Origin of the sequence: Sphingomonas sp. Leaf62, assembly GCF_001421915.1 — a bacterium.
Lineage (GTDB): Bacteria > Pseudomonadota > Alphaproteobacteria > Sphingomonadales > Sphingomonadaceae > Sphingomonas.
Genome location: NZ_LMLN01000004.1, coordinates 128,496 through 148,172 on the forward strand (window position 1 = coordinate 128,496; position 19,677 = coordinate 148,172).

Annotated in this window: 22 protein-coding genes and 1 pseudogene; 19 read left to right on the forward strand and 4 right to left on the reverse strand. The window is 66.7% G+C overall.

The features are described 5' to 3' along the window. Positions 1-16: 16 nt before the first annotated feature. The 5 genes from odhB to ASE91_RS03680 all read left to right on the forward strand — a co-directional run bounded on the left by odhB (position 17) and on the right by ASE91_RS03680 (position 6,192). Positions 17-1,249: a 2-oxoglutarate dehydrogenase complex dihydrolipoyllysine-residue succinyltransferase gene (gene odhB, locus ASE91_RS03660; RefSeq protein WP_056622748.1), complete on the forward strand. Its 1,233-nt coding sequence runs from the start codon at positions 17-19 to the stop codon at positions 1,247-1,249. Positions 1,250-1,272: 23 nt separating this feature from the next. Then, positions 1,273-1,764, forward strand: coding sequence for a DUF1877 family protein (locus ASE91_RS03665; RefSeq protein WP_162233613.1), 492 nt, complete (start codon positions 1,273-1,275; stop codon positions 1,762-1,764). A 15-nt stretch (positions 1,765-1,779) separates the two neighbouring features. Beyond that, entirely contained in the window at positions 1,780-3,180 is a 1,401-nt protein-coding gene (gene lpdA, locus ASE91_RS03670; RefSeq protein WP_056001192.1) for a dihydrolipoyl dehydrogenase, read from the forward strand. Between the two features lie 289 nt (positions 3,181-3,469). Beyond that, positions 3,470-4,990 (forward strand): CpaF family protein, encoded by a 1,521-nt coding sequence (locus ASE91_RS03675; RefSeq protein WP_056001189.1) that lies wholly within the window; start codon positions 3,470-3,472, stop codon positions 4,988-4,990. 32 nt (positions 4,991-5,022) lie between these two features. Then, the gene (locus ASE91_RS03680) at positions 5,023-6,192 is read left to right on the forward strand and encodes an aspartyl protease family protein (protein WP_156357640.1); all 1,170 of its coding nucleotides are present in this window, start codon (positions 5,023-5,025) and stop codon (positions 6,190-6,192) included. 150 nt (positions 6,193-6,342) lie between these two features. Here ASE91_RS03680 and ASE91_RS03685 read toward each other — a convergent pair whose 3' ends face one another. Further along, the gene (locus ASE91_RS03685) at positions 6,343-6,534 is read right to left on the reverse strand and encodes a hypothetical protein (protein WP_056622757.1); all 192 of its coding nucleotides are present in this window, start codon (positions 6,532-6,534) and stop codon (positions 6,343-6,345) included. A 26-nt stretch (positions 6,535-6,560) separates the two neighbouring features. Between ASE91_RS03685 and ASE91_RS03690 the strand changes: the two genes are divergently transcribed. Continuing rightward, the gene (locus ASE91_RS03690; protein ID WP_056622761.1) at positions 6,561-7,361 is read left to right on the forward strand and encodes a class I SAM-dependent methyltransferase; all 801 of its coding nucleotides are present in this window, start codon (positions 6,561-6,563) and stop codon (positions 7,359-7,361) included. 521 nt (positions 7,362-7,882) lie between these two features. On the opposite strand, the gene phaR is transcribed toward ASE91_RS03690, so the two are convergent. Next, the gene (gene phaR / locus ASE91_RS03695) at positions 7,883-8,455 is read right to left on the reverse strand and encodes a polyhydroxyalkanoate synthesis repressor PhaR (protein WP_056001177.1); all 573 of its coding nucleotides are present in this window, start codon (positions 8,453-8,455) and stop codon (positions 7,883-7,885) included. Positions 8,456-8,534: 79 nt separating this feature from the next. Between phaR and ASE91_RS03700 the strand changes: the two genes are divergently transcribed. Both ASE91_RS03700 and ASE91_RS03705 read left to right on the forward strand, forming a co-directional pair. After that, positions 8,535-9,536, forward strand: a complete 1,002-nt coding sequence (locus ASE91_RS03700) for an alpha/beta fold hydrolase (RefSeq protein ID WP_235530294.1) — start codon at positions 8,535-8,537, stop codon at positions 9,534-9,536. Between the two features lie 29 nt (positions 9,537-9,565). Beyond that, positions 9,566-10,738: an acetyl-CoA C-acetyltransferase gene (locus tag ASE91_RS03705; protein ID WP_056502573.1), complete on the forward strand. Its 1,173-nt coding sequence runs from the start codon at positions 9,566-9,568 to the stop codon at positions 10,736-10,738. A 316-nt stretch (positions 10,739-11,054) separates the two neighbouring features. Here the strand turns inward: ASE91_RS03705 and ASE91_RS19120 are convergent, their stop codons facing one another. Further along, entirely contained in the window at positions 11,055-11,261 is a 207-nt protein-coding gene (locus ASE91_RS19120; protein WP_235530307.1) for a hypothetical protein, read from the reverse strand. Here ASE91_RS19120 and ASE91_RS03710 point away from each other — a divergent pair. The 11 genes from ASE91_RS03710 (at position 11,221) to ASE91_RS03760 (ending at position 18,599) form a co-directional block, all read left to right on the forward strand. Then, on the forward strand, positions 11,221-12,492 hold the full coding sequence (locus ASE91_RS03710) for a glutamate-5-semialdehyde dehydrogenase (RefSeq protein WP_056623027.1): 1,272 nt from the start codon (positions 11,221-11,223) through the stop codon (positions 12,490-12,492). The two genes, ASE91_RS19120 and ASE91_RS03710, sit on opposite strands and share 41 nt — an antisense overlap. Positions 12,493-12,523: 31 nt before the next feature. After that, a complete protein-coding gene (locus tag ASE91_RS03715; protein ID WP_056622770.1) occupies positions 12,524-12,784 on the forward strand; it encodes a hypothetical protein in 261 nt (86 codons plus the stop codon). Then, positions 12,772-13,071 carry a type II toxin-antitoxin system RelE/ParE family toxin gene (locus ASE91_RS03720; protein ID WP_056001162.1) on the forward strand — a complete coding sequence of 100 codons (300 nt, stop codon included), beginning with the start codon at positions 12,772-12,774 and terminating at the stop codon, positions 13,069-13,071. Before ASE91_RS03715 ends, ASE91_RS03720 begins: the two co-directional genes overlap by 13 nt. Next, positions 13,068-13,691 carry a nicotinate-nucleotide adenylyltransferase gene (locus ASE91_RS03725; RefSeq protein WP_056001159.1) on the forward strand — a complete coding sequence of 208 codons (624 nt, stop codon included), beginning with the start codon at positions 13,068-13,070 and terminating at the stop codon, positions 13,689-13,691. The genes ASE91_RS03720 and ASE91_RS03725 overlap by 4 nt, the downstream gene beginning before the upstream one ends. Before the next feature lie 35 nt (positions 13,692-13,726). Beyond that, a complete protein-coding gene (gene rsfS, locus ASE91_RS03730) occupies positions 13,727-14,080 on the forward strand; it encodes a ribosome silencing factor (protein WP_056001157.1) in 354 nt (117 codons plus the stop codon). A 12-nt stretch (positions 14,081-14,092) separates the two neighbouring features. Next, on the forward strand, positions 14,093-14,515 hold the full coding sequence (locus ASE91_RS03735) for a 23S rRNA (pseudouridine(1915)-N(3))-methyltransferase RlmH (RefSeq protein WP_056001154.1): 423 nt from the start codon (positions 14,093-14,095) through the stop codon (positions 14,513-14,515). After that, positions 14,512-15,663, forward strand: coding sequence for a murein hydrolase activator EnvC family protein (locus ASE91_RS03740; protein WP_082453786.1), 1,152 nt, complete (start codon positions 14,512-14,514; stop codon positions 15,661-15,663). The genes ASE91_RS03735 and ASE91_RS03740 overlap by 4 nt, the downstream gene beginning before the upstream one ends. A gap of 135 nt (positions 15,664-15,798) precedes the next feature. Continuing rightward, on the forward strand, positions 15,799-17,145 hold the full coding sequence (locus tag ASE91_RS03745; protein ID WP_056396423.1) for a S41 family peptidase: 1,347 nt from the start codon (positions 15,799-15,801) through the stop codon (positions 17,143-17,145). A gap of 4 nt (positions 17,146-17,149) precedes the next feature. Beyond that, entirely contained in the window at positions 17,150-17,629 is a 480-nt protein-coding gene (locus ASE91_RS03750) for a disulfide bond formation protein B (protein WP_056622773.1), read from the forward strand. Next, the gene (locus tag ASE91_RS03755; protein WP_056622776.1) at positions 17,626-18,165 is read left to right on the forward strand and encodes a demethoxyubiquinone hydroxylase family protein; all 540 of its coding nucleotides are present in this window, start codon (positions 17,626-17,628) and stop codon (positions 18,163-18,165) included. Before ASE91_RS03750 ends, ASE91_RS03755 begins: the two co-directional genes overlap by 4 nt. A gap of 35 nt (positions 18,166-18,200) precedes the next feature. After that, positions 18,201-18,599, forward strand: a complete 399-nt coding sequence (locus tag ASE91_RS03760; RefSeq protein ID WP_056622779.1) for a hypothetical protein — start codon at positions 18,201-18,203, stop codon at positions 18,597-18,599. Between the two features lie 231 nt (positions 18,600-18,830). Here ASE91_RS03760 and ASE91_RS21005 read toward each other — a convergent pair. Continuing rightward, positions 18,831-19,651: pseudogene (locus ASE91_RS21005) on the reverse strand (IS5 family transposase). Between the last annotated feature and the right edge of the window lie 26 nt (positions 19,652-19,677).

Genomic DNA, 19,677 nt, shown 5'->3' on the forward strand with positions numbered 1-19,677 from the left:
AGATGAGGAAGATCCGATGGCAACCGAAGTTCTGGTCCCCACGCTGGGCGAATCGATTACCGAAGCGACGCTGGGCGAATGGTTGAAGAAGCCCGGTGAGGCGGTCGCCGCCGACGAACCGATCGCCAGCCTCGAAACCGACAAGGTGTCGGTTGAGGTGCCCGCGCCGGTCGCCGGCGTCATGGGGCAGCACGCCGTGCAGCCCGGCGATACCGTGTCGGTGGGCGCGATGATCGCGACGATCGAATCGGGCGACGGCGCCGCCGCTGCGCCGAAACAGGACGCAGCGCCTGCCGCCGCCCCTGCCCCGGCCGCTGCGCAGCAGGCTCCGGCCGCTAGCGACAACAATGTCGACGCCGCCGCGCTTTCGCCGTCTGTCCGCCGCGCGATCCTCGAACATGGCGTCGACCCGGCCAAGGTGAAGGGCACCGGCCGCGACGGTCGCATCACCAAGGAAGACGTGGTCGCCGCCGCCGGTGACAAGTCGGCCGCTGCTGCGCCCGCCGCTGCTGCACCTGCCGCCACCCCGGCCGCTGCCGCCGCACCGACGCGCGGTGAAGAGCGCGTGAAGATGACGCGCCTGCGCCAGACGATCGCCCGCCGTCTGAAGGAAGCGCAGGACACCGCCGCGCTGCTTACCACCTTCAACGACGTCGACATGACGGCGGTGATCGAGGCCCGCGCGAAGTACAAAGACCTGTTCGAAAAGAAGCACGGCGTTCGGCTGGGCTTCATGGGCTTCTTCGTGAAGGCCGCGACGATGGCGCTGAAGGACATTCCGTCGGTCAACGCATCGATCGAGGGCGATGAGATCGTCTATCGCGACTATGCCGACATCTCGGTCGCCGTATCGGCACCGGGCGGCCTGGTCGTTCCCGTGATCCGCGACGCCGACAAGCTGTCGGTCGCGGGCGTCGAAAAGACGATCGGCGACTTCGGCAAGCGCGCCAAGGATGGCACGCTCAAGATGGACGAGATGAAGGGCGGTACCTTCACCATCTCGAACGGCGGCGTGTTCGGCTCGCTGATGTCGACGCCGATCATCAACCCGCCGCAGTCGGCGGTGCTGGGCCTGCACCGGATCGAGGAACGCCCGGTCGTCCGCAACGGACAGGTCGTGGTGCGCCCGATGATGTATCTGGCACTCAGCTATGACCATCGCCTGATCGACGGTCGCGAAGCGGTGACCTTCCTCGTCGCGCTCAAGAACGCGATCGAGGATCCGACCCGCCTGCTGATCGACCTTTAAGGGCGACCCGGAAACCGATGGGCATGGTCATCTATCTGCGGCGGGCCGGCGATGCCGACATCGACCGGCTGGTCGCCGACCCATCGGTGTTCGAAGACTTTCTGTTCGAGGAAGGCGTCGAAGATCTCGACTTTCTCGATCTGGGCGAGGCGTGGCACGCGGTCCATTACCTGCTGACGGGATCGGCGGACGATATCGGCGACACGCTGGGCATCATCATCGCCGCGCTCCCCGAACTGGGCGCGGACGAGAATGGCGAGGGCGGGATCGGCCTGATCGCGCCGCCGCTGATGCAGGCGTTCGCCGATGCGCTCGACCGGCAGGACGATGCCACCCTTGCCCGCCGCTTCGATCCGCGGGCGATGGCGAAGGCCGATGTCTATCTGGCCGACACGTTCGGCGGCGCCGATGCACTTGATTACGTGATGCGGGGGATTCCGGCCCTGCGACAATTTGCGGCACAATGCCGCCGTACCGGCGACGGCGCGATCCGCGTGATCGCCCACAACGACTAGGACGGGATAGAGACTATGGCTGAATATGACTTCGACGTCCTCGTGATCGGTGCCGGCCCCGGCGGCTATGTCGCGGCGATTCGTGCGGCGCAGCTTGGGCTAAAGACCGCGTGCGCCGAAGGGCGCGAGACGCTGGGCGGCACCTGCCTGAACGTCGGGTGCATCCCGTCCAAGGCGCTGTTGCATGCGTCCGAACTGTATGAGGAAGCAACCGGCGGTCACCTCGCCAAGTTCGGCGTCGAGATCCAGGGCGCGACACTGAACCTCGACCAGATGCATGCTGAAAAGGCCAAGGCAGTCGGCGAGCTGACGGGCGGCATCGAGTATCTGTTCAAGAAGAACAAGGTCGAATGGCTGAAGGGCTATGCCGCGTTCGAGAACGACCATAGCGTGAAGATCGGCGACCGCACCGTCACCGCGCGCGACATCGTCATCGCCACCGGTTCGAGCGTTACCCCGCTGCCGGGCGTGGCGGTCGACAACGACGCAGCGATCATCGTCGATTCGACCGGTGCGCTGGCGCTGCCCAAGGTACCCGAGCATCTGGTCGTCATCGGCGGCGGCGTGATCGGGCTGGAGCTGGGCAGCGTGTGGCGGCGCCTGGGTGCGAAGGTCACCGTGGTCGAATATGCCGACCAGATCCTGCCCGGCTTCGACGGCGAGGTCCGCAAGGAGTCGGCCAAGCTGTTCAAGAAGCAGGGCTTTGACCTCAAGACCTCGACCAAGGTCACCGGCGCGTCGGTCGACGGCGGCACCGCGACGCTGACGGTCGAACCGGCCGCCGGCGGCGAAGCGACCACGCTGACCGCCGACGCCGTGCTCGTATCGATCGGTCGCCGCGCCAACACCGAACATCTGGCGCTCGACAAGGCCGGGCTGTCGGTCAACCAGCGCGGACAGGTCGATATCGATGATGAATTCCGCACCAAGGTCGACGGCATCTGGGCGATCGGCGACGTGGTCCATGGGCCGATGCTGGCGCACAAGGCCGAGGACGAGGGCGTCGCGGTCGCCGAATTCATCGCCGGTCAGACCGGCATCGTGAACCACGACGTCATCCCGAGCGTGGTCTACACCATGCCCGAAATCGCCGGCGTCGGCCTGACCGAGGAAGCCGCGAAGGAAAAGGGCGAGGTAAAGGTGGGCAAGTTCCCGTTCGCCGCCAACAGCCGTGCCAAGACCAACCGCGACACCGATGGCTTCGTGAAGGTCATCGCCGATGCCAAGACCGATCGCGTGGTCGGTGTGTGGATCGTTTCGTCACTGGCCGGCACGATGATCGCGCAGGCGGCCCAAGCGATGGAATTCGGCGCGACCAGCGAAGACATTGCATACACCTGCCACGCACACCCGACCCATGCCGAAGCGCTCAAGGAAGCGGCGATGGCGGTACGGGGCAAGCCGATCCACATCTGATCGGGTGCGGACGGGATCGTCGTTCCCGCGCCGGCGGGAATGACGAGCAGCCGCCGAGGGATGGAAGCAGACATATGCGGGGCGGGGCATGGCGACATGCTCCGCCCTTTCGCTGTCGGGCTTGGCCGAGACGCAGAGGCAATTACCCTCCCCTCCCTGGAAGAGGAGAAGCGCCCCCGTCCGACCGCCTACCGGACGTAGTTAGGCAAATATAAAAACATCCCCCCTAGCCTGTCGTCTGAGAATCAATGGGGTGGCGAGCGTGAACGCATTCGGGCGGCGGAGCGGCATGGGCGGAGCGGGCGGCGGCAGGCCGTCCTTCGGGGTCGCGCGGCCGATGCAGGGATCGGGGCCGGCACGCGCCGCCGATCTCGACCTTGGCTCGCAATTTCCATCGCTGACCCAGATACCGCTGTCAGGCGACGATTTCACCCCGATGCCGGGCGAACAGGCGGGTAGCCTGCCGCAGGGGGTGGGCGACGCGATGCAGCGGCTCGCCGACCGACAGGCATTGTCGGGTGACGCCGGCAACAGCCGCGTCGAAGGGTTCGAATCCTCGATCCACCGCATTAAGGAACAGGTGTTGCCGCGCCTGCTCGAACGCGTCGATCCCGAAGCCGCCGCAACGCTCAACAAGGACGAGCTGGCGGAGGAATTTCGGCCGATCGTTGGGGAGGTGTTGGCCGAATTGAAGCTGACGCTGAACCGGCGTGAGCAGTTCGCACTGGAAAAGGTGCTGGTCGACGAGCTGTTGGGCCTTGGGCCGCTTGAGGAATTGTTGGCGGACCCGGCGATCAGCGACATCATGGTCAACGGTCCGGAACAAACTTTCGTCGAGCGTAAGGGCAAGCTGGAACTCGCCAATATCGCGTTTCGCGACGAAGAGCATCTGTTCCAGATCGCGCAGCGCATCTGCAACTCGGTCGGGCGGCGTGTCGACCAGACGACGCCGCTGGCCGATGCACGGCTGAAGGACGGCAGCCGCGTCAACGTGATCGTGCCGCCGCTCAGCCTGAAGGGCACCGCGATCTCGATCCGTAAATTCTCGGCGAAACCAATTACCATCGACATGATGTCGGGCTTCGGATCGATGAGCAAGGAGATGGCGACCACGCTGAAGGTCGCGGGCGCCAGCCGGTTCAACGTTGTGATCTCGGGCGGCACCGGCTCGGGCAAGACCACCATGCTCAACGCCCTGTCGAAGATGATCGACCCCGGCGAACGCGTGCTGACGATCGAGGACGCCGCCGAATTGCGGCTGCAACAGCCGCACTGGCTACCGCTGGAAACCCGCCCGCCCAACCTGGAGGGGCAAGGCGAGATCACCATCCGCGATCTGGTGAAGAACGCCCTGCGTATGCGCCCGGACCGGATCATCCTCGGCGAAATTCGTGGCAGCGAGTGTTTCGACCTGCTCGCGGCGATGAACACCGGTCACGACGGATCGATGGCGACGCTCCACGCCAACTCCCCGCGCGAATGCCTCGCGCGGATGGAGAACATGGTGATGATGTCGGACATCAAGGTGCCGAAGGAAGCGATCAGCCGCCAGATCGCCGACTCGGTCGACCTGATCGTACAGGTCAAGCGCCTGCGCGACGGTTCGCGGCGCGTCACCAACATTACCGAGGTGATCGGCATGGAAGGGCCGGTGATCGTGACGCAGGAGCTGTTCAAGTTCGAGTATCTCGACGAAAGCGCCGACGGCAAGATCATCGGCGAATACCGCTCGATGGGGATGCGCCCCTACACGCTCGACAAGGCGCGGCAATATGGCTTCGATCAGGCGCTGCTGGAGGCCTGCCTGTAGCGCTTGCGCGACCGTCGCCCTACATCCGGACGGTGTTGCTCCGCCTGATCCTCGCGCTGCTGCTGTGCGCGCCCGCCATCGCCCGTGCGCAGGGCACGCTGTCCGCCGATGCCGAGGCGCGCTGGGTGCCCTTCACCCTGACCGCCGCCAACCATCTGCGGTTCGCGATGACCATCAACGGGGTCGCGGCGCAGGCGCTGCTCGACACCGGCCTCAACCATTCGGCGGTCAGCCGCGACTTCGCCCGCCGCGCGAAGCTGACCATCGATCCGCAGGGCGCGGCGTCGGGCGTGGCGCTGGGCGGTTCGATCCGCGTCGACTGGGCAGCGACCAAGTCGGTTGCGTTCGGCGCGCTCGACCGCAGCGGCGGACGGGTGGCGGTGATCGACCTGCCCAAACTGCTCGCCAGCGCCTCGGGCGATGCCGATGTGCTGGTCGGCACCGACCTGATCTCTCCCCATGCGCTCGACATCGATTTCGCCAACCGCCGGTTCCGCCTGTTGCCGAGCGGACGGATGCCGTTCACCGGCACCCGCGTGCCGCTGTCGATCCAGTCGGGCAGCGGCCTGTATCTGACGCAGGCGACGCTGGCCAAGACGCGCGTCCGCCCGCTGCTGATCGATACCGGCGATGGCGGCGCGCTCAGCATCGCGCGCAACGCGTGGCGCACGGCCGCGATCAGGGGCGCGCGGGTCACGTCGACAATCGCCTATGGCGCGGGCGGGGTGGTCGATGCCGGGCTGACCGTTACCGACGCGGTATCGCTGGGCGGGCAACCGACCGGGCCGATCGAAGTGCGGATCGAGGCGGATGGCGGCTTTGCCAAACAGGTCCGCGTCGCCGGGCGGGTCGGCACCGGGCTGTTGCTGCGCTACCGCGTGCTGCTCGATCCCGGCGCAGGGCAAATGCTGTTGTCGCCGAACCCCGACGCCCCACCCGCGCCGCTCAAATCGACCAGCGGCCTGCTGCTGGGGTACGACCGGGCACGGTTGCGCGTGCTGCATGTCATGGCCGGCGGCCCGGCGGCGAAGGCGGGGTGGAAGGCCGACGACCTGATCTGTCAGGTCGATGGACAGGCCGTGGCACTGAAACCCGATGGCGGCGTCGACGTCCGCTGGGGCACCGATGCACCGGGACGGGTCGTGCGGCTGACGATGTGCGACGGCGCGGCCCGGACGCTGACGCTGGCGCGCTTCTATTGAGCGGCGGGAGTGCGGGTGCATGATCGCCACCCGCCCGGCGTCACCGCCCGCGTAACCGGATCGTACTGAATCGCCTGCATTTTCGCCGGCGTCAGCCGCGACGGCCGCCTGCAAGCCTCCAGCGCCATCTTACCGGCAGGATATCGCGCCCTATTTCAATGCCATCGCGACGCTGAACACCGTCAGCAGCACCGCGATCAGCTGGACCAGCGTCCATGGCATCCAGCCGACGCGATCGGGATCGCGGCGCAGGGTACGGCGACGTTCCGCCAGCACCGACACTGCAAAGAGCATCGCCGCCACGCCCGCGATCGTCCATAACAACCTGTGTGCGTCGTCCACCCGTTCCTCCCGTCAGGATTTTCCCCATGCGTCGAACCGCCCTGTTCCTGCCAGTCCTAAGTACCGCGCTGGTCGCGCTGACCCCCGCCCCGGCGCAGGCACCGCGCGGCCCGCTGGCCGCTGCGGTCGCATCGCCGCTGCGCGATCCGGCCAATACTCAACGCGATCGCTATCGCCATCCGGCCGAGACGCTGAGCTTTTTCGGGGTGAAGCCGACCGACACGGTAGTCGAAATCTGGCCGGGCAATGGCTGGTACACCGAAATCCTCGCACCGATGCTGCGGGAAAAGGGCCGCTATGCCGCCGCCGGCCCCTTGCCGCGCACCGCCGAGATGGTCGCGAAGCTGCAAGCGCGCGATGCGACCGCGTTCGGCAAGGTGCAGGCGATGGCCTTCCCCGCCGATGCCGGACAGGCCGGCGTGCCTGACGGCGTCGCCGACAAGGTGCTGACATTCCGCAACGTCCATAACTGGCGCTTCGGCGGGGCCGATCAGGCGCAGGCGGCGTTCAACGCGATGTTCCGGATGCTCAAGCCCGGCGGCGTGCTGGGCGTGGTCGAGCACCGCCTGCCCGAGCAACGCGACGCCGCCGCCGAAGAGAAATCGGGGTATATGAAGGAAAGCTCGGTCATCGCCTTTGCGACGAAGGCCGGGTTCAGGCTGGCCGGCACATCGAACGTGAACGCCAACCCCAAGGATACCGCCGACTGGCCGCAGGGCGTGTGGACGTTGCCGCCGACCTATCGGTTGAAGGACGTCGATCGCGCCAAATATGCCGCGATCGGCGAAAGCGACCGGATGACGCTGCGCTTCGTCAAGCCGAAGTAACGTTCATGGGGTGGGGGCTGCATCGCTCTCACCCCGGCCGTTCGCGGGGATCGAGCCCGTTCGAGCAGCGGCGATCGAAAATGACCGGGACACCCGGAAGCGCGTATCGGGTTACGGGTGGCATGTCCTTCGATACACCGCTTCGACTTTGCTAAGCGGCTACTCCAGACGAACGGACCAGGACCGATCGACCTTCAGTTCGCTGGGCGCAGGAATGGCCTTCCATCCCCGTTCGTCACTCCCGCGCAGGCGGGAGTCCCTATACGCCAGCGTCGCGAATCCAGCCAAACCGCCGGTGTCTATGGATTCCCGCCTGCGCGGGAATGACGAAATTTCGTGGTTATCTCTGAATGTCGATCGGCCCTAAAGCCAATCGCGCCATTCGGTTCGAGCCGCGATCGGACAACGTACCGCGCGCATCGGGAACGGGGTTTCGCAGGGTAGCCGTTCTCGACAGACGCTTCCCGACAAGCTCGACCCCGACAGTATGGATGGGGGAGCCGAACGGCACCCCCGTCCGCTCATCCCAGCTTGTCGACCTTGTCCTGCAACCGGGCGAGTTCGGCGCGCAGGGCGGCCATTTCGTCGACCTTGACCGGCGTTTCGGTCGTGGTCGTCGCGGGGGTCGCAGCCCCGGGTGCACCGGGGGCACCCGGCTTGAACGCATGCGCCGCCGCTTCGAACATGGCAAGGTTGCGCTTGGCGATTTCCGCGAAGGGCGAATGGGCGAAGGCACCCTCGACCGCGGTCTTGAACTGTTCCTGGTTCCGGCGGAAGCTGTCCATCGACGCCTCCAGATACCCCGGCACCATTGCCTGCATCGAATCGCCGTACAGCGTGATGAGTTGACGCAAGAAGCTGACCGGCAACAGCGTCTGTCCCCGGCTCTCCTCCTCCATGATGATCTGCGTCAGCACGTTATGGGTGATGTCGTCGTCGGTCTTCGCATCGACGACCTTGAAATCGCGATGTTCGCGCGTCATCGCTGCCAGATGCTCGAGCGTGATGTAGGACGAAGTCTCGGTATTATAGAGCCGACGATTGGCGTATTTCTTGATGATGACGGGGCTGCCGTCGGCCGCTGCCTTCTTCATGCGAAATCCTTGCGCGAAAGATGTTCCTATGGCTACACCGGTTGATACCGCGCCGCAACACGGACCACGGCCTTTACCGTTGTTTCTCTCGATGTTGCGCAGCGAAACCGCCGATGATCCCGGCCGTCGCGCCCGCGCGCTGACGGGCCTGCGCGCCTATCAGGACGCGCCGCGCCTGCCGCGCACGCCCATGGCCGAACCGGTCGCGCGCGACGGACGGATCGTTCTACGCGATTATGGCGGTGCGGGACGACCGGTGGTGGTGATCCCGTCGCTCATCAATCCGCCGTTCGTCCTCGACCTGTCGCCCGAAAAATCGCTGCTGCGCTGGCTGGCCGGACAGGGGCTGCGGGTGTTGCTGGTCGACTGGGGGACGCCCGCGCCTGACGATCGTGCGATGGACCTTGGGCGTCATGCGCAGGCGGCGGCGCGGCTGTGCGCGACGCTGGACGAACCGCCGTTGCTGGTCGGCTATTGCCTTGGCGGGACGATCGCGCTCGCCACGGCGGGGTTCGTGCCGGTGGCGGGCATCGCCCTGATCGCGACGCCGTGGCATTTCACAGGGTTCGACGATGCGACCCGCGCCGGCATCGCCGACCAATGGACCATGGCGCAGCCGACCGCCGAGCGGATGGGCCTCGTCCCGATGGAGTTCCTTCAGGCGATGTTCTGGCAGCTCGATCCGGGGCGCACCGTCGACAAATATGTCGGCTTCGCCGATCTCGACCCGGCATCGGCCAAGGCGCAGGCGTTCATCGCGCTGGAGGATTGGGCCAATGCCGGCGCGCCGCTGCCCTATGCGGCGGGGCGCGAATTGTTCGACGACCTGTTCGATGCCGATCTGCCCGGCACCGGACGCTGGCAGGTCGCCGATCGCATCGCCTCCGCCGACCATCCTGTGCCGATGGTCGAATTCGTCGCGGCGGACGACCGCATCGTTCCCGCCGCCAGCGCGATCGGCCTGCCCGACCGGCGTATCGTGCCCGCGGGCCATGTCGGCATGATCGTCGGATCACGCGGACCAAGCGTCCTGTGGGAACCGCTTGCGCACTGGCTATGCGACGGTTCGCGCACTAGATAGCGCGCGAACCTTTAGGAGAAGGATTGCCCATGACCGACGTCGTCATCGTAGCCGCCAAGCGTACCCCCGTCGGGAGCTTCCTCGGCGCTTTTGCCGCGGTGCCGGCGCATGAACTGGGGCGGCAGGCGATCGCCGCCGCGCTGGATCAGGCCGGCGTCGCTGCGGCGGACGTATCGGAAGTGATCCTCGGCCAGGTGCTGACCGCGGGACAGGGCCAAAATCCGGCCCGGCAGGCGTCGATGGCGGCGGGCGTGCCGAAGGAAGTGCCGGCATGGAGCCTGAACCAGGTGTGCGGGTCGGGCCTGCGCGCGGTGGCACTGGCGGCACAGGCGATCCAGACCGGCGATGCAACGATCGTGGTCGCGGGCGGACAGGAAAGCATGTCGCTGTCGGCGCATGCGGTACAACTGCGCGCCGGCACCAAGATGGGCGACGGCACGATGGTCGACACCATGATCAAGGACGGCCTGACCGACGTCTTCAACGGCTATCACATGGGCATCACTGCCGAAAACCTTGCCGAGCAATATCAGGTGACCCGCGCCGAGCAGGACGAATTCGCCGTCCGTTCGCAGAACCGCGCCGAAGCCGCCCGCAGCGAGGGCCGCTTCGTCGACGAGATCGTCCCGGTGACGATCAAGGGCCGCAAGGGCGACACGGTCGTCGATCAGGACGAATATATCCGTGCCGGCGCGACCATCGACGGCGTGTCGGGCCTGCGTCCGGCGTTCAAGAAGGACGGTTCGGTGACCGCCGCCAACGCGTCGGGCCTGAACGACGGTGCCGCCGCGCTGGTCGTGATGTCGGCCGACGAAGCCGCGAAGCGCGGTCTCGAACCGCTCGCCACGATCAAGAGCTGGGCGACCGCCGGCGTCGATCCGTCGATCATGGGCATCGGCCCGGTCCCCGCCTCGCGCCGGGCGCTGGAAAAGGCCGGCTGGAGCGTCGACGACCTCGATCTGGTCGAAGCCAACGAAGCCTTTGCCGCACAGGCGCTGGCGGTCGGCAAGGACATGGGCTGGACCGCCGACAAGGTGAATGTGAACGGTGGCGCTATCGCGATCGGCCATCCGATCGGCGCATCGGGCGCCCGCGTGCTGACCACGCTACTGTACGAGATGAAGCGCCGCGACGCGAAAAAGGGGCTGGCGACGCTGTGCATCGGCGGCGGCATGGGCATCGCGATGTGTGTCGAGCGGTGATTCCGGAATTGTAACGAAGTATTGCTGCGCAGCTTAATGAGCTGCTCTCGAGATAAAAAGCTGCGCAGCACTACCAAGCCGACCAGCGCCAATCCGCTTGCGCGATATGGGCGGGCCTTCAGATTCCTGTCCGATGGCTCGTTTCAGGCAGATAACTGTCTCAACGACCTGCGCGTTGCGGTCGCAAGCTCGAATTGCGTTGGCGGCATCGGTTCGACGCTGCGTCTGACCGGCACGTTGCAGATGCCCATCGAACGTTGTGGTGCCAACCAGTTCGCGCACATCGGTGAAGTACGGCCGGGTCGGAACATCCTATTCAATGGCCGGCAACGTCCTGCAGCTGCAATATGTCGGGTTCAAAACGAAATTCTGATCGAGCCTGCCAGCGGCGATCGGGGGCCGCCTGTATGGCGGCCCCTTTTTTATGGACGACGTTGCCATATTGGGCGATGCGCCATCGCAGGATCATGAAGGGATCTTCGATGTCAGCCGCCGAGACATATACCAATCCGGTCACCGACATGGCCGCCCTGGGGCGAACCGCCCGGACCGCCGCACATGCGCTGGCGACCACGCCGACCGCGGTCAAATCGACGGGTCTCCGTCACGCCGCAGCCGCGATCCGCGAAGACGCCGCCGCGATCCTAGCCGCCAACGCACAGGACATTGCCGCGGCCGAAGCCAACGGCCTGTCGGGGGCGATGCTCGACCGGTTGCGACTCGACCCCGCCCGGCTCGAAGCCACGGCCGCGGGTGTCGAGGCAGTGGCGGCCTTGCCCGATCCGGTCGGCGACGTCATCGACCGCTCCGAACGGCCCAACGGCCTCGTCCTCACCCGCGTTCGCGTGCCGATCGGCGTGATCGGGATCATCTATGAAAGCCGCCCCAACGTGACTGCCGATGCCGGCGCGCTGGCGGTGATGGCGGGCAATGCCGCGATCCTGCGCGGCGGCAGCGAGGCGATCCATAGCAACCGCGCGATCCATGCGGCGATGGTGCGGGGGCTGGTGGCCGGCGGATTGCCCGAAGGTGCGGTGCAACTGATCCAGACGACCGACCGGGCGGCGGTCGGGGCGATGCTGGCTGCCGAGGGGCTGATCGACCTCATCATTCCGCGCGGGGGCAAGAGCCTCGTCGCGCGGGTGCAGGCGGAAGCGCGGGTGCCGGTGCTGGCGCATCTCGACGGGTTGAACCACAGCTATGTCGATCGCGCCGCCGATCCGGCAATGGCGCGGGACATCGTCGTCAATGCCAAGCTGCGTCGCACCGGCGTGTGCGGCGCGACCGAGACCCTGCTGATCGACCGGGGCTATGCCGATCCGCTGCCGATCCTGACCGGGTTGCTCGACGCCGGCTGCGAATTGCGCGGCGATGCGGAGGTGCGGGCGCTGCACCCCGCGATCCTCGAGGCGAATGACGACGACTGGGACACCGAATATCTCGATGCGATCCTGTCGGTGAAGCTGGTCGACGGCGTCGACGCGGCGATCGCGCATATCGCGGCGCATGGATCGCACCATACCGACGCGATCATCACCGCCGACGAAGCGACCGCCGACCATTTCCTCGCGCGGGTCGATTCGGCGATCGTGATGTGGAACGCCTCCACCCAGTTCGCCGATGGCGGCGAATTCGGGTTGGGCGCGGAGATCGGCATCGCCACCGGCCGGCTGCATGCGCGCGGCCCGGTCGCACTGGAGGGGCTGACGACGTACAAGTGGATCGTGCGTGGGACCGGTCAGACCCGGCCTTGATGCCGGGGCTGGCGCGGCATAGGTTGCTGCGATGGAAAAGACCCCGCTGACTGCGTCGATCGACGTCGAAACCGCCGCCATCGTGCAACGATTGGCGACGGCTCGCGGTCAATCGATCGGCGATGTCGCTGCGGCTCTATTGCACGAAGCTGCCCTGTCCGAAGAACGCCTGCTGGACGCCGCGCAGACCGGACTGGACGACTTGCAGCACGGCCGAACGATTCCCCATGACGTGGTGATGCGGGAATTGGATGCGATGATCGCTCGCCATCGCGCACGATGCCAGGACTGATCTGGACCGCGTCGGCCCTTCGCGATCTGGCCGATCTCGATGCCTATCTGATCGAGCAGGATGCCGCCCTGTCGGCGGTGCGCATCCTGGGTTACCTTCGTGCAGCGGCTGATCGGGTGCGAGATTACCCTGGCATCGGTCGATCGATCGCCCAGGGCGTCCGGGTCTGGCGGGTTGCCCGCACCGCTTATATCCTGCTCTACACGCTCGAGCAGGACGATGTAGCGATCCTCCGCGTCTTGCACGAACGTCGGAACTGGCGCGACGACCGGTCTTCGCTGGCATGAGCCGCATCGGCCTGCTCGGCGGATCGTTCAATCCCGCGCACAACGGCCACCGCCGGGTGTCGCTCGCCGCCAGACGCGCACTGGCGCTGGACGAGGTGTGGTGGCTGGTATCGCCCGGCAACCCGTTGAAGCCCGCTGCCGGCATGGCACCGCTTGCCGCGCGGCTGGCGTCGGCCAAGCGAGTGGCACGCCATGCGCCGATCCGGCCAACCGCGATCGAACGCCGGCTCGGCACCCGCTATACCGTCGATACCTTACGGAGACTGGTGCGGCTGTACCCGCAGCATCGCTTCATCTGGCTGATGGGTGCGGACAATCTGGCGGAGTTTCATCGTTGGCGCGACTGGCGCGGAATTGCGCGGACGGTGGCGATTGCGGTCGTCGCGCGTCCGGGCTATGACGGTCGCGCCCTCGCTAGTCCTGCGATGGGCTGGTTGCGGCGCCATGCGCGGCCCGCAGGCCAGGCGAGACGATGGACGATGTGGAGTTTGCCGGCGCTGGTCCGTTTACGCTTCCGCCCCGATCCGACTTCGGCGACCGCGATCCGCGCCGCCGATCCCGCTTGGCACCGTCGGGCAATTCCGCCCGTCCGGTCCGGTGCACAGGCCCCTGAAAGCTGACCCCCTTGCCGACTTCTTCCGACCCGACCGATGCCATGCGCGAGACCGAAGCGCTGCACCGCCTGGTGCTCGCCAGCCTCGACGACGACCAGGCGGTCGAAACGGTGTCGATCCCGCTCGCCGGCAAGTCGAGCATCGCCGATTACATGGTCATCGCCAGCGGCCGGTCCAGCCGGCAGGTGGCATCGATGGCGACCAAGCTGGCCGAACGGGTCAAGGCCGAGTTCGGCCGTCCGTCGCGCATCGAAGGGCTGCCGACCGCCGACTGGGTGCTGATCGACACCGGCGACGTGATCGTCCACCTGTTTCGTCCCGAAGTCCGCACCTTCTACAATCTGGAGCGGATGTGGGCGTTCGGCGATACGCTGAACCCGACCGCACACGCATAACGCCGTCCGCCCGTGCTGCTGCATATCGTCGCGCGCGGGCGGATCGGGCGTGGCCCCGAAGCCGAACTGATCGACCGCTATCTCAAGCGGGTCGGCTGGCCGACCCGGATCACCGAACTGCCCGATACCGGCGGCAAGATCCCGCCGGTCGATCCGGGCACGCGCATCGTGATGCTGGATGAAAAGGGCCGCGACCTGCCGTCGCTGGCGTTCGCGACGCAGCTTGGCCGCTGGCGCGACGATGGCGTGCGCGAAACCCGGTTCCTGCTGGGTGCCGCCGATGGCTTCGACGATGCGCAGCGGGCACAGGCCGATCTGTTGCTGGCGTTCGGCCGGGCGACATGGCCGCATCTGATGGCACGGGCGATGCTGGCCGAACAATTGTGGCGCGCGACCAGCATCCTCGCCGGCCACCCGTATCACCGCGAAGGATGAGGCGCGCCTTCGCCCTGATCGCCGGGCTGGCCGCGCTGGCGGGCGCGGCGGCGTGGGCGCAGGATGACCCGGTCGCCAGCGGGCGCGAGCGGCTGGAAAGCGCGCGCCGGGCGGCGGCGGCAGCCAGCGTCCGATCGCAACAGCTCGACCGTGCCGCCCGTGCCGCCAGCGCCGGGGCCGAACGCAGTCGTGCCGCGCAGGCCGCGCTCGCCGCGCGCATCACTGCTGCCGAAGCGGATCGCCGGGCGGCGCAGGCGCGCGTTGCCCTGATCGGGGAACTGCTCGCCCGGCGGCGTAGCGAACTGGCCGCCCGGCAGGCTCCGGTCGCGCGGCTGGTCGGGGCGTTGCAGTCGCTGGCCAGTCGTCCCGCATGGCTGGCCGTCGCGCAGCCGGGGTCGACCGACGATCTGGTCCATGTCCGCGCGGTGCTCGGCACCGTGGTGCCGGCGATGCAGCAGCGTACCGCCGCGGTGCGCACCGCCATCGCCGATGCCGCGCGGCTGCGCTCGCAAGCCGGCACGGCGCTGACCGCGCTGGCGGCGAGCAACGCGCGACTGGAAAGCGAACGACTGGCACTGGTGCAGGCAGAGGCGGCACAACGGCTGCGCTCGCGGGTGCTGGCGCGCGGGGCGCTGGTCGAATCGGACCGGGCGATCGCGCTGGGCGAACAGGCGCGCGACATCGTCGATTCGCTGGAGGAACTGGGCGAGGTCAGCGATACCCGCGCCGCGCTGGCCGCGTTGCGGGGACCGCTGCCGCGCCCCGAAACCGGCGCATCGCCCCTGCCCCCGCCTGCCTATCGCCTGCCGGTCGCGGGGATCGTCGCCGCAGGATTCGGTGAAATCAGCGACAGCGGGGTGCGTGCGCGCGGCGTCACGCTGACCGTTCCACCGGGGGCTGTCGTCGTCGCGCCGGCGGCCGGCACCATCGCGTTCAGCAAGCGGTTTCGCGGCTATCGGCGGGTCATCATCCTCGACCATGGCGGCGGCTGGACGACGGCGATCACCGGTCTTGCCGCCAGCGCCGGTCCGGTCGGCGCGCATGTGCGCGCGGGAACGGTGATCGGGCGCGCGCCGGGCGGGGAATCGCCGGTGACCGTCGAACTGCGGCGCCACGGCGTGCCCGTCGATCTGGCCGCAATGCTGTAGCGAGGGCCGAAAACCGCTTGCATCCGGCCCCGCGTCGTCCATCTCCGGTTCAGGCCATCGCCGCTTTGATCGCCGGACGATTTCCAGCTAGTGTGGCTTCCGTACCGCAGTCGAAAGCATCAAGCCTATATGCGTATGTCCCGTCCGTTTCTTCAGGCTACCGCGATCGTCGGCGCGCTGGCGCTGGTCCCCGTCGCGACCGGCGCGATGGCGCAGGCCGATGCCGGCAGCTTTCGCGAACTCGATAACTTCATGGACGTCTATAACCGGGTGAAGGCGAGTTACGTCGACAAGGTCGACGACAAGACGCTGATGGAAGGGGCGATGCGCGGCATGCTGGCCGCGCTCGACCCGCATTCCAGCTATCTCGACGCCAAGGATTTCGAAAATCTGCGCATCGCCACGAGCGGCAATTATTCCGGCCTCGGCCTGTCGGTCACGATGGAGGACGGCGCGGTCAAGGTCATCACCCCAACCGAGGATACGCCGGCGGCGCGCGCGGGCATCAAGTCGGGCGACTATATCACCCATGTCGACGGCAAGCTGATCGTCGGCGGAACGCTGGACGAAGCGGTCGCGCAGATGCGCGGGCCGACGGGGTCGAAGGTATCGCTGACCATCGTCCGCCCCGGCCGCGACAAGCCGATCGAACTGACGCTGGTGCGCAGCACGATCGTGCAGAAGCCGGTGAAGTGGGAAGTGAAGGACGGCATCGGCGTCATCAACATCAACACCTTCAGCGAGACGACCGGGGCCGATACCCGCGCCGCGATCGCCGGGATCGACAAGGCGCTGGGCCACAAGCCCAAGGGCTATGTCATCGACCTGCGCGACAATGGCGGCGGCCTGCTGACGCAGGCGATCGAGGTGTCCGACACCTTCCTTGCGCGCGGCGAGATCGTGTCGCAGCGTGGCCGCGACAAGGCGGATACCGAACGCTATTTCGCCGAGGAAATGGTGCCGGGCGATCTGGCGCAGGGGTTGCCGATCATCGTGCTAACCAATCCGGGGACGGCATCGGCGTCGGAGATCGTCGCCGGCGCGTTGCAGGACCATCACCGCGCGATCGTGATGGGCGAGCGCAGCTTCGGCAAGGGATCGGTCCAGTCGATCTTCGACCTGTCGAAGAATACCGCGCTGCGCCTGACCACCGCACGCTATCACACGCCATCGGGTCGATCGGTACAGGAAGGCGGTATCGACCCCGACCTGAAGGTACCGCAGATTTCGGACCCCGATTACAAGAGCCGTCCGGTGTACCGCGAGGCCGATCTGCGCCGGCATCTGGTCAACGAAGCCGGCATCGACGACAAGACCCTGACCGAAGATACGAAGGACGATCCGCGCTTCGCCGAAACCGCCGAATCGCTGAAGAAGCGCGGCGTCGACGATTTCCAGCTCTATTATGCGTTGCAAACGATGGGCCGGGTCGGTCCGACGACGCGGATGGCCGCCGCCGCACCCAAGCCGGGCAAGCGCTGAACCGATGCGCGCCAACGACCTGCCGCTTGCGCGCTGGATCGCGCTGCTGCTGCCGCTGACGCTGATCGCGGGAGCGCTTGGCTCGCAATATCTGGGCGGGCTGTATCCGTGCGAGATGTGCCATTGGCAGCGCTGGCCGCATTATGCGGCGATAGTGCTGGCGGCGCTGTCGTTCTTCGCGCCGCGTACCTCGGCGAAACGGCTGCTGGTAATCCTTGCCGCGCTGGGCATCTTGGCCAGCGGGCTAATCGGGGTGTTCCACGCCGGCGTCGAATATCACTGGTGGCAAGGCGTCACGACCTGCGCGAACACGCTGCATGCGACCGGCGGCGATTTGCTGGCGGCGATCGTGCGGCAACCGGTGGTGCGCTGCGACGTGCCGCAATGGTCGGTCCTCGGCATCTCGCTGGCCGGATTCAACGCGATCTTTTCAATCACCGGTGCGTTGGTGGTGCTGATGCTGGCGACACGGAGGCGGACATGAGCAAGTGGCGACCCGGCGATCCCCGGCCCGGCGGTGTCCGATCCATGATCCGCGTCGATCAGGCGGGTGAATATGGCGCGACGCGCATCTATGCCGGCCAGCTGGCGGTGATGGGCGACCGCAGCCCGATGTCGGCGGCGATCCAGGGCATGGCGTTGCAGGAGGCCGAGCACCGCGCCTATTTCGACGCGCTGATCGCCGAACGCGGCGTGCGGCCGACGATCATCCAGCCGATCTGGGACGTTGCCGGTTTTGCGCTGGGGGCGGCGACGGCGGCGCTCGGGCCGGAGGCGGCGATGGCGTGCACCGCCGCCGTCGAGACCGAGATCGACAAGCATTATGAGGATCAGCTCACCGAACTGGGCGACGACGATCCCGAACTCGGGGCCGCGATCCGTAAATTCCAGGCCGAGGAGCTGGAGCATAAGGAAGCGGCGCTGGCACACGGTGCCGAACGCGCGCCCGCTTATCCCCTGCTGTCGGCGGCGATCCGCGCGGGCTGCCGCATCGCCATCGAAGTTTCGAAACGCATTTGATCGTCGGGGCGTTACCCCGACAGGAGGATTTTGTGATGACCCGCATGTTTCTGGCCGGTGCCGCCGCGATCGTCGCCTTTGCCATGCCGGCAGTGCCCGCCGATGCGCAGGTCCGCAACGGCACGCTCGTGATCTATGGCAATGACAAATGCCCGACCAACGCCGATGGTGAGGAGATCGTGGTCTGCGTTCGCCGTGGCGAACAGGAACGGTTCCGCATTCCCAAGGAATTACGCGACGGCGAACCGACCCGCGACGGCGAAAGCTGGGCCACCCGGGTCGAGGACAATCTGAACGCGGGCGCAAGCGGAATCGGCAGCTGCTCGACCGCCGGTGTCGGCGGGCAGACCGGATGCTTCGTCCAGCGCGCCAATGCCGCGCGGGCGGAACGTCGCGCACGGCGCGATGCCGAGGCGAACGTCCCGCTGCCGTGAAGACGGTTCGCTGACCGGTAGCTGTCTTGCGGCGTTACCGGGAATGCGGACGTTGCGTGCCTTACCCGGCTTGCATCGGTGACCCTAGGGCCGACCGACATTCAGTAAGGTTTCAACTTCTCCCCTCCCCGACAAGAGCATCTCGCCAGCCCCAGACCGACCCACCCCCAGCCCCTCCCTTGTCAGGGAGGGGAGTAGTGCACTGGCCTGACAGATGAATGTTGATTTGGCCTAGGCATCGTGGACAAAGGGTAGCCAGAGCAGGACTGATGCGAGGTTGACGAAGCCGATGTAGGACTCTGCCGTTTTGTCGTAGCGGGTTGCGATCCGTCGCCAATTCTTAAGTTTGTTGAACAGACGCTCGACCTGATTGCGCCAGCGGTACTTGGTCCGATCATGCGCAGCCGGTTTACGACGGTTGCGCCGAGCCGGTATCACGGCCTCAATGTTCATGCTGGCCAGGGTGTCGCGAACCGCGTCGCTGTCATAGCCTTTATCTGCAAGCAGAGCGTCGATCCGGTCGGCGATCATGCGCATCAATGGTCCAAAGCCTTGCGTGTCGTGTGCTTGGCCCGGTGTCAGGACAAAGGCGAGCGGGCGACCTCTGACATCGCAGCGGGCATGGAGTTTGGTGGTGAAGCCGCCTCGCGATCGGCCAAGCGCCTCGGCCGCGCCAGTCCCTTTTTTATGCCCACGGCACAATGATGCGCCCGGACAACCGTACTGTCGATCATGTCGGCCCGGCCATCGCGTTCGACCGCGCCGGCCAGCGTCTCCAGCATGGCCTCGAACACGCCTGTCGTCACCCAGCGACGATAGCGGCGGAACACGCTGTTCCACTTGCCATATTCCTCCGGCAGATGCCGCCACTGCGCACCCGTCCGCGCAATCCACATCATACCTTCGAAGAAGGGCCGGTTGTCACCAGCGGGACGACAGCCTCGTCCACGCTCGGCCGGTAGCAGCGGCCCGATCAGCGACCATTCCTCATCCGGCAAACCGATCCGCTCGCCCAAGCCTGCCTCCAAATGGCAGCCTTGAATCAGTGGCACATCACGCCGTCAAGCTTTGTCCACGG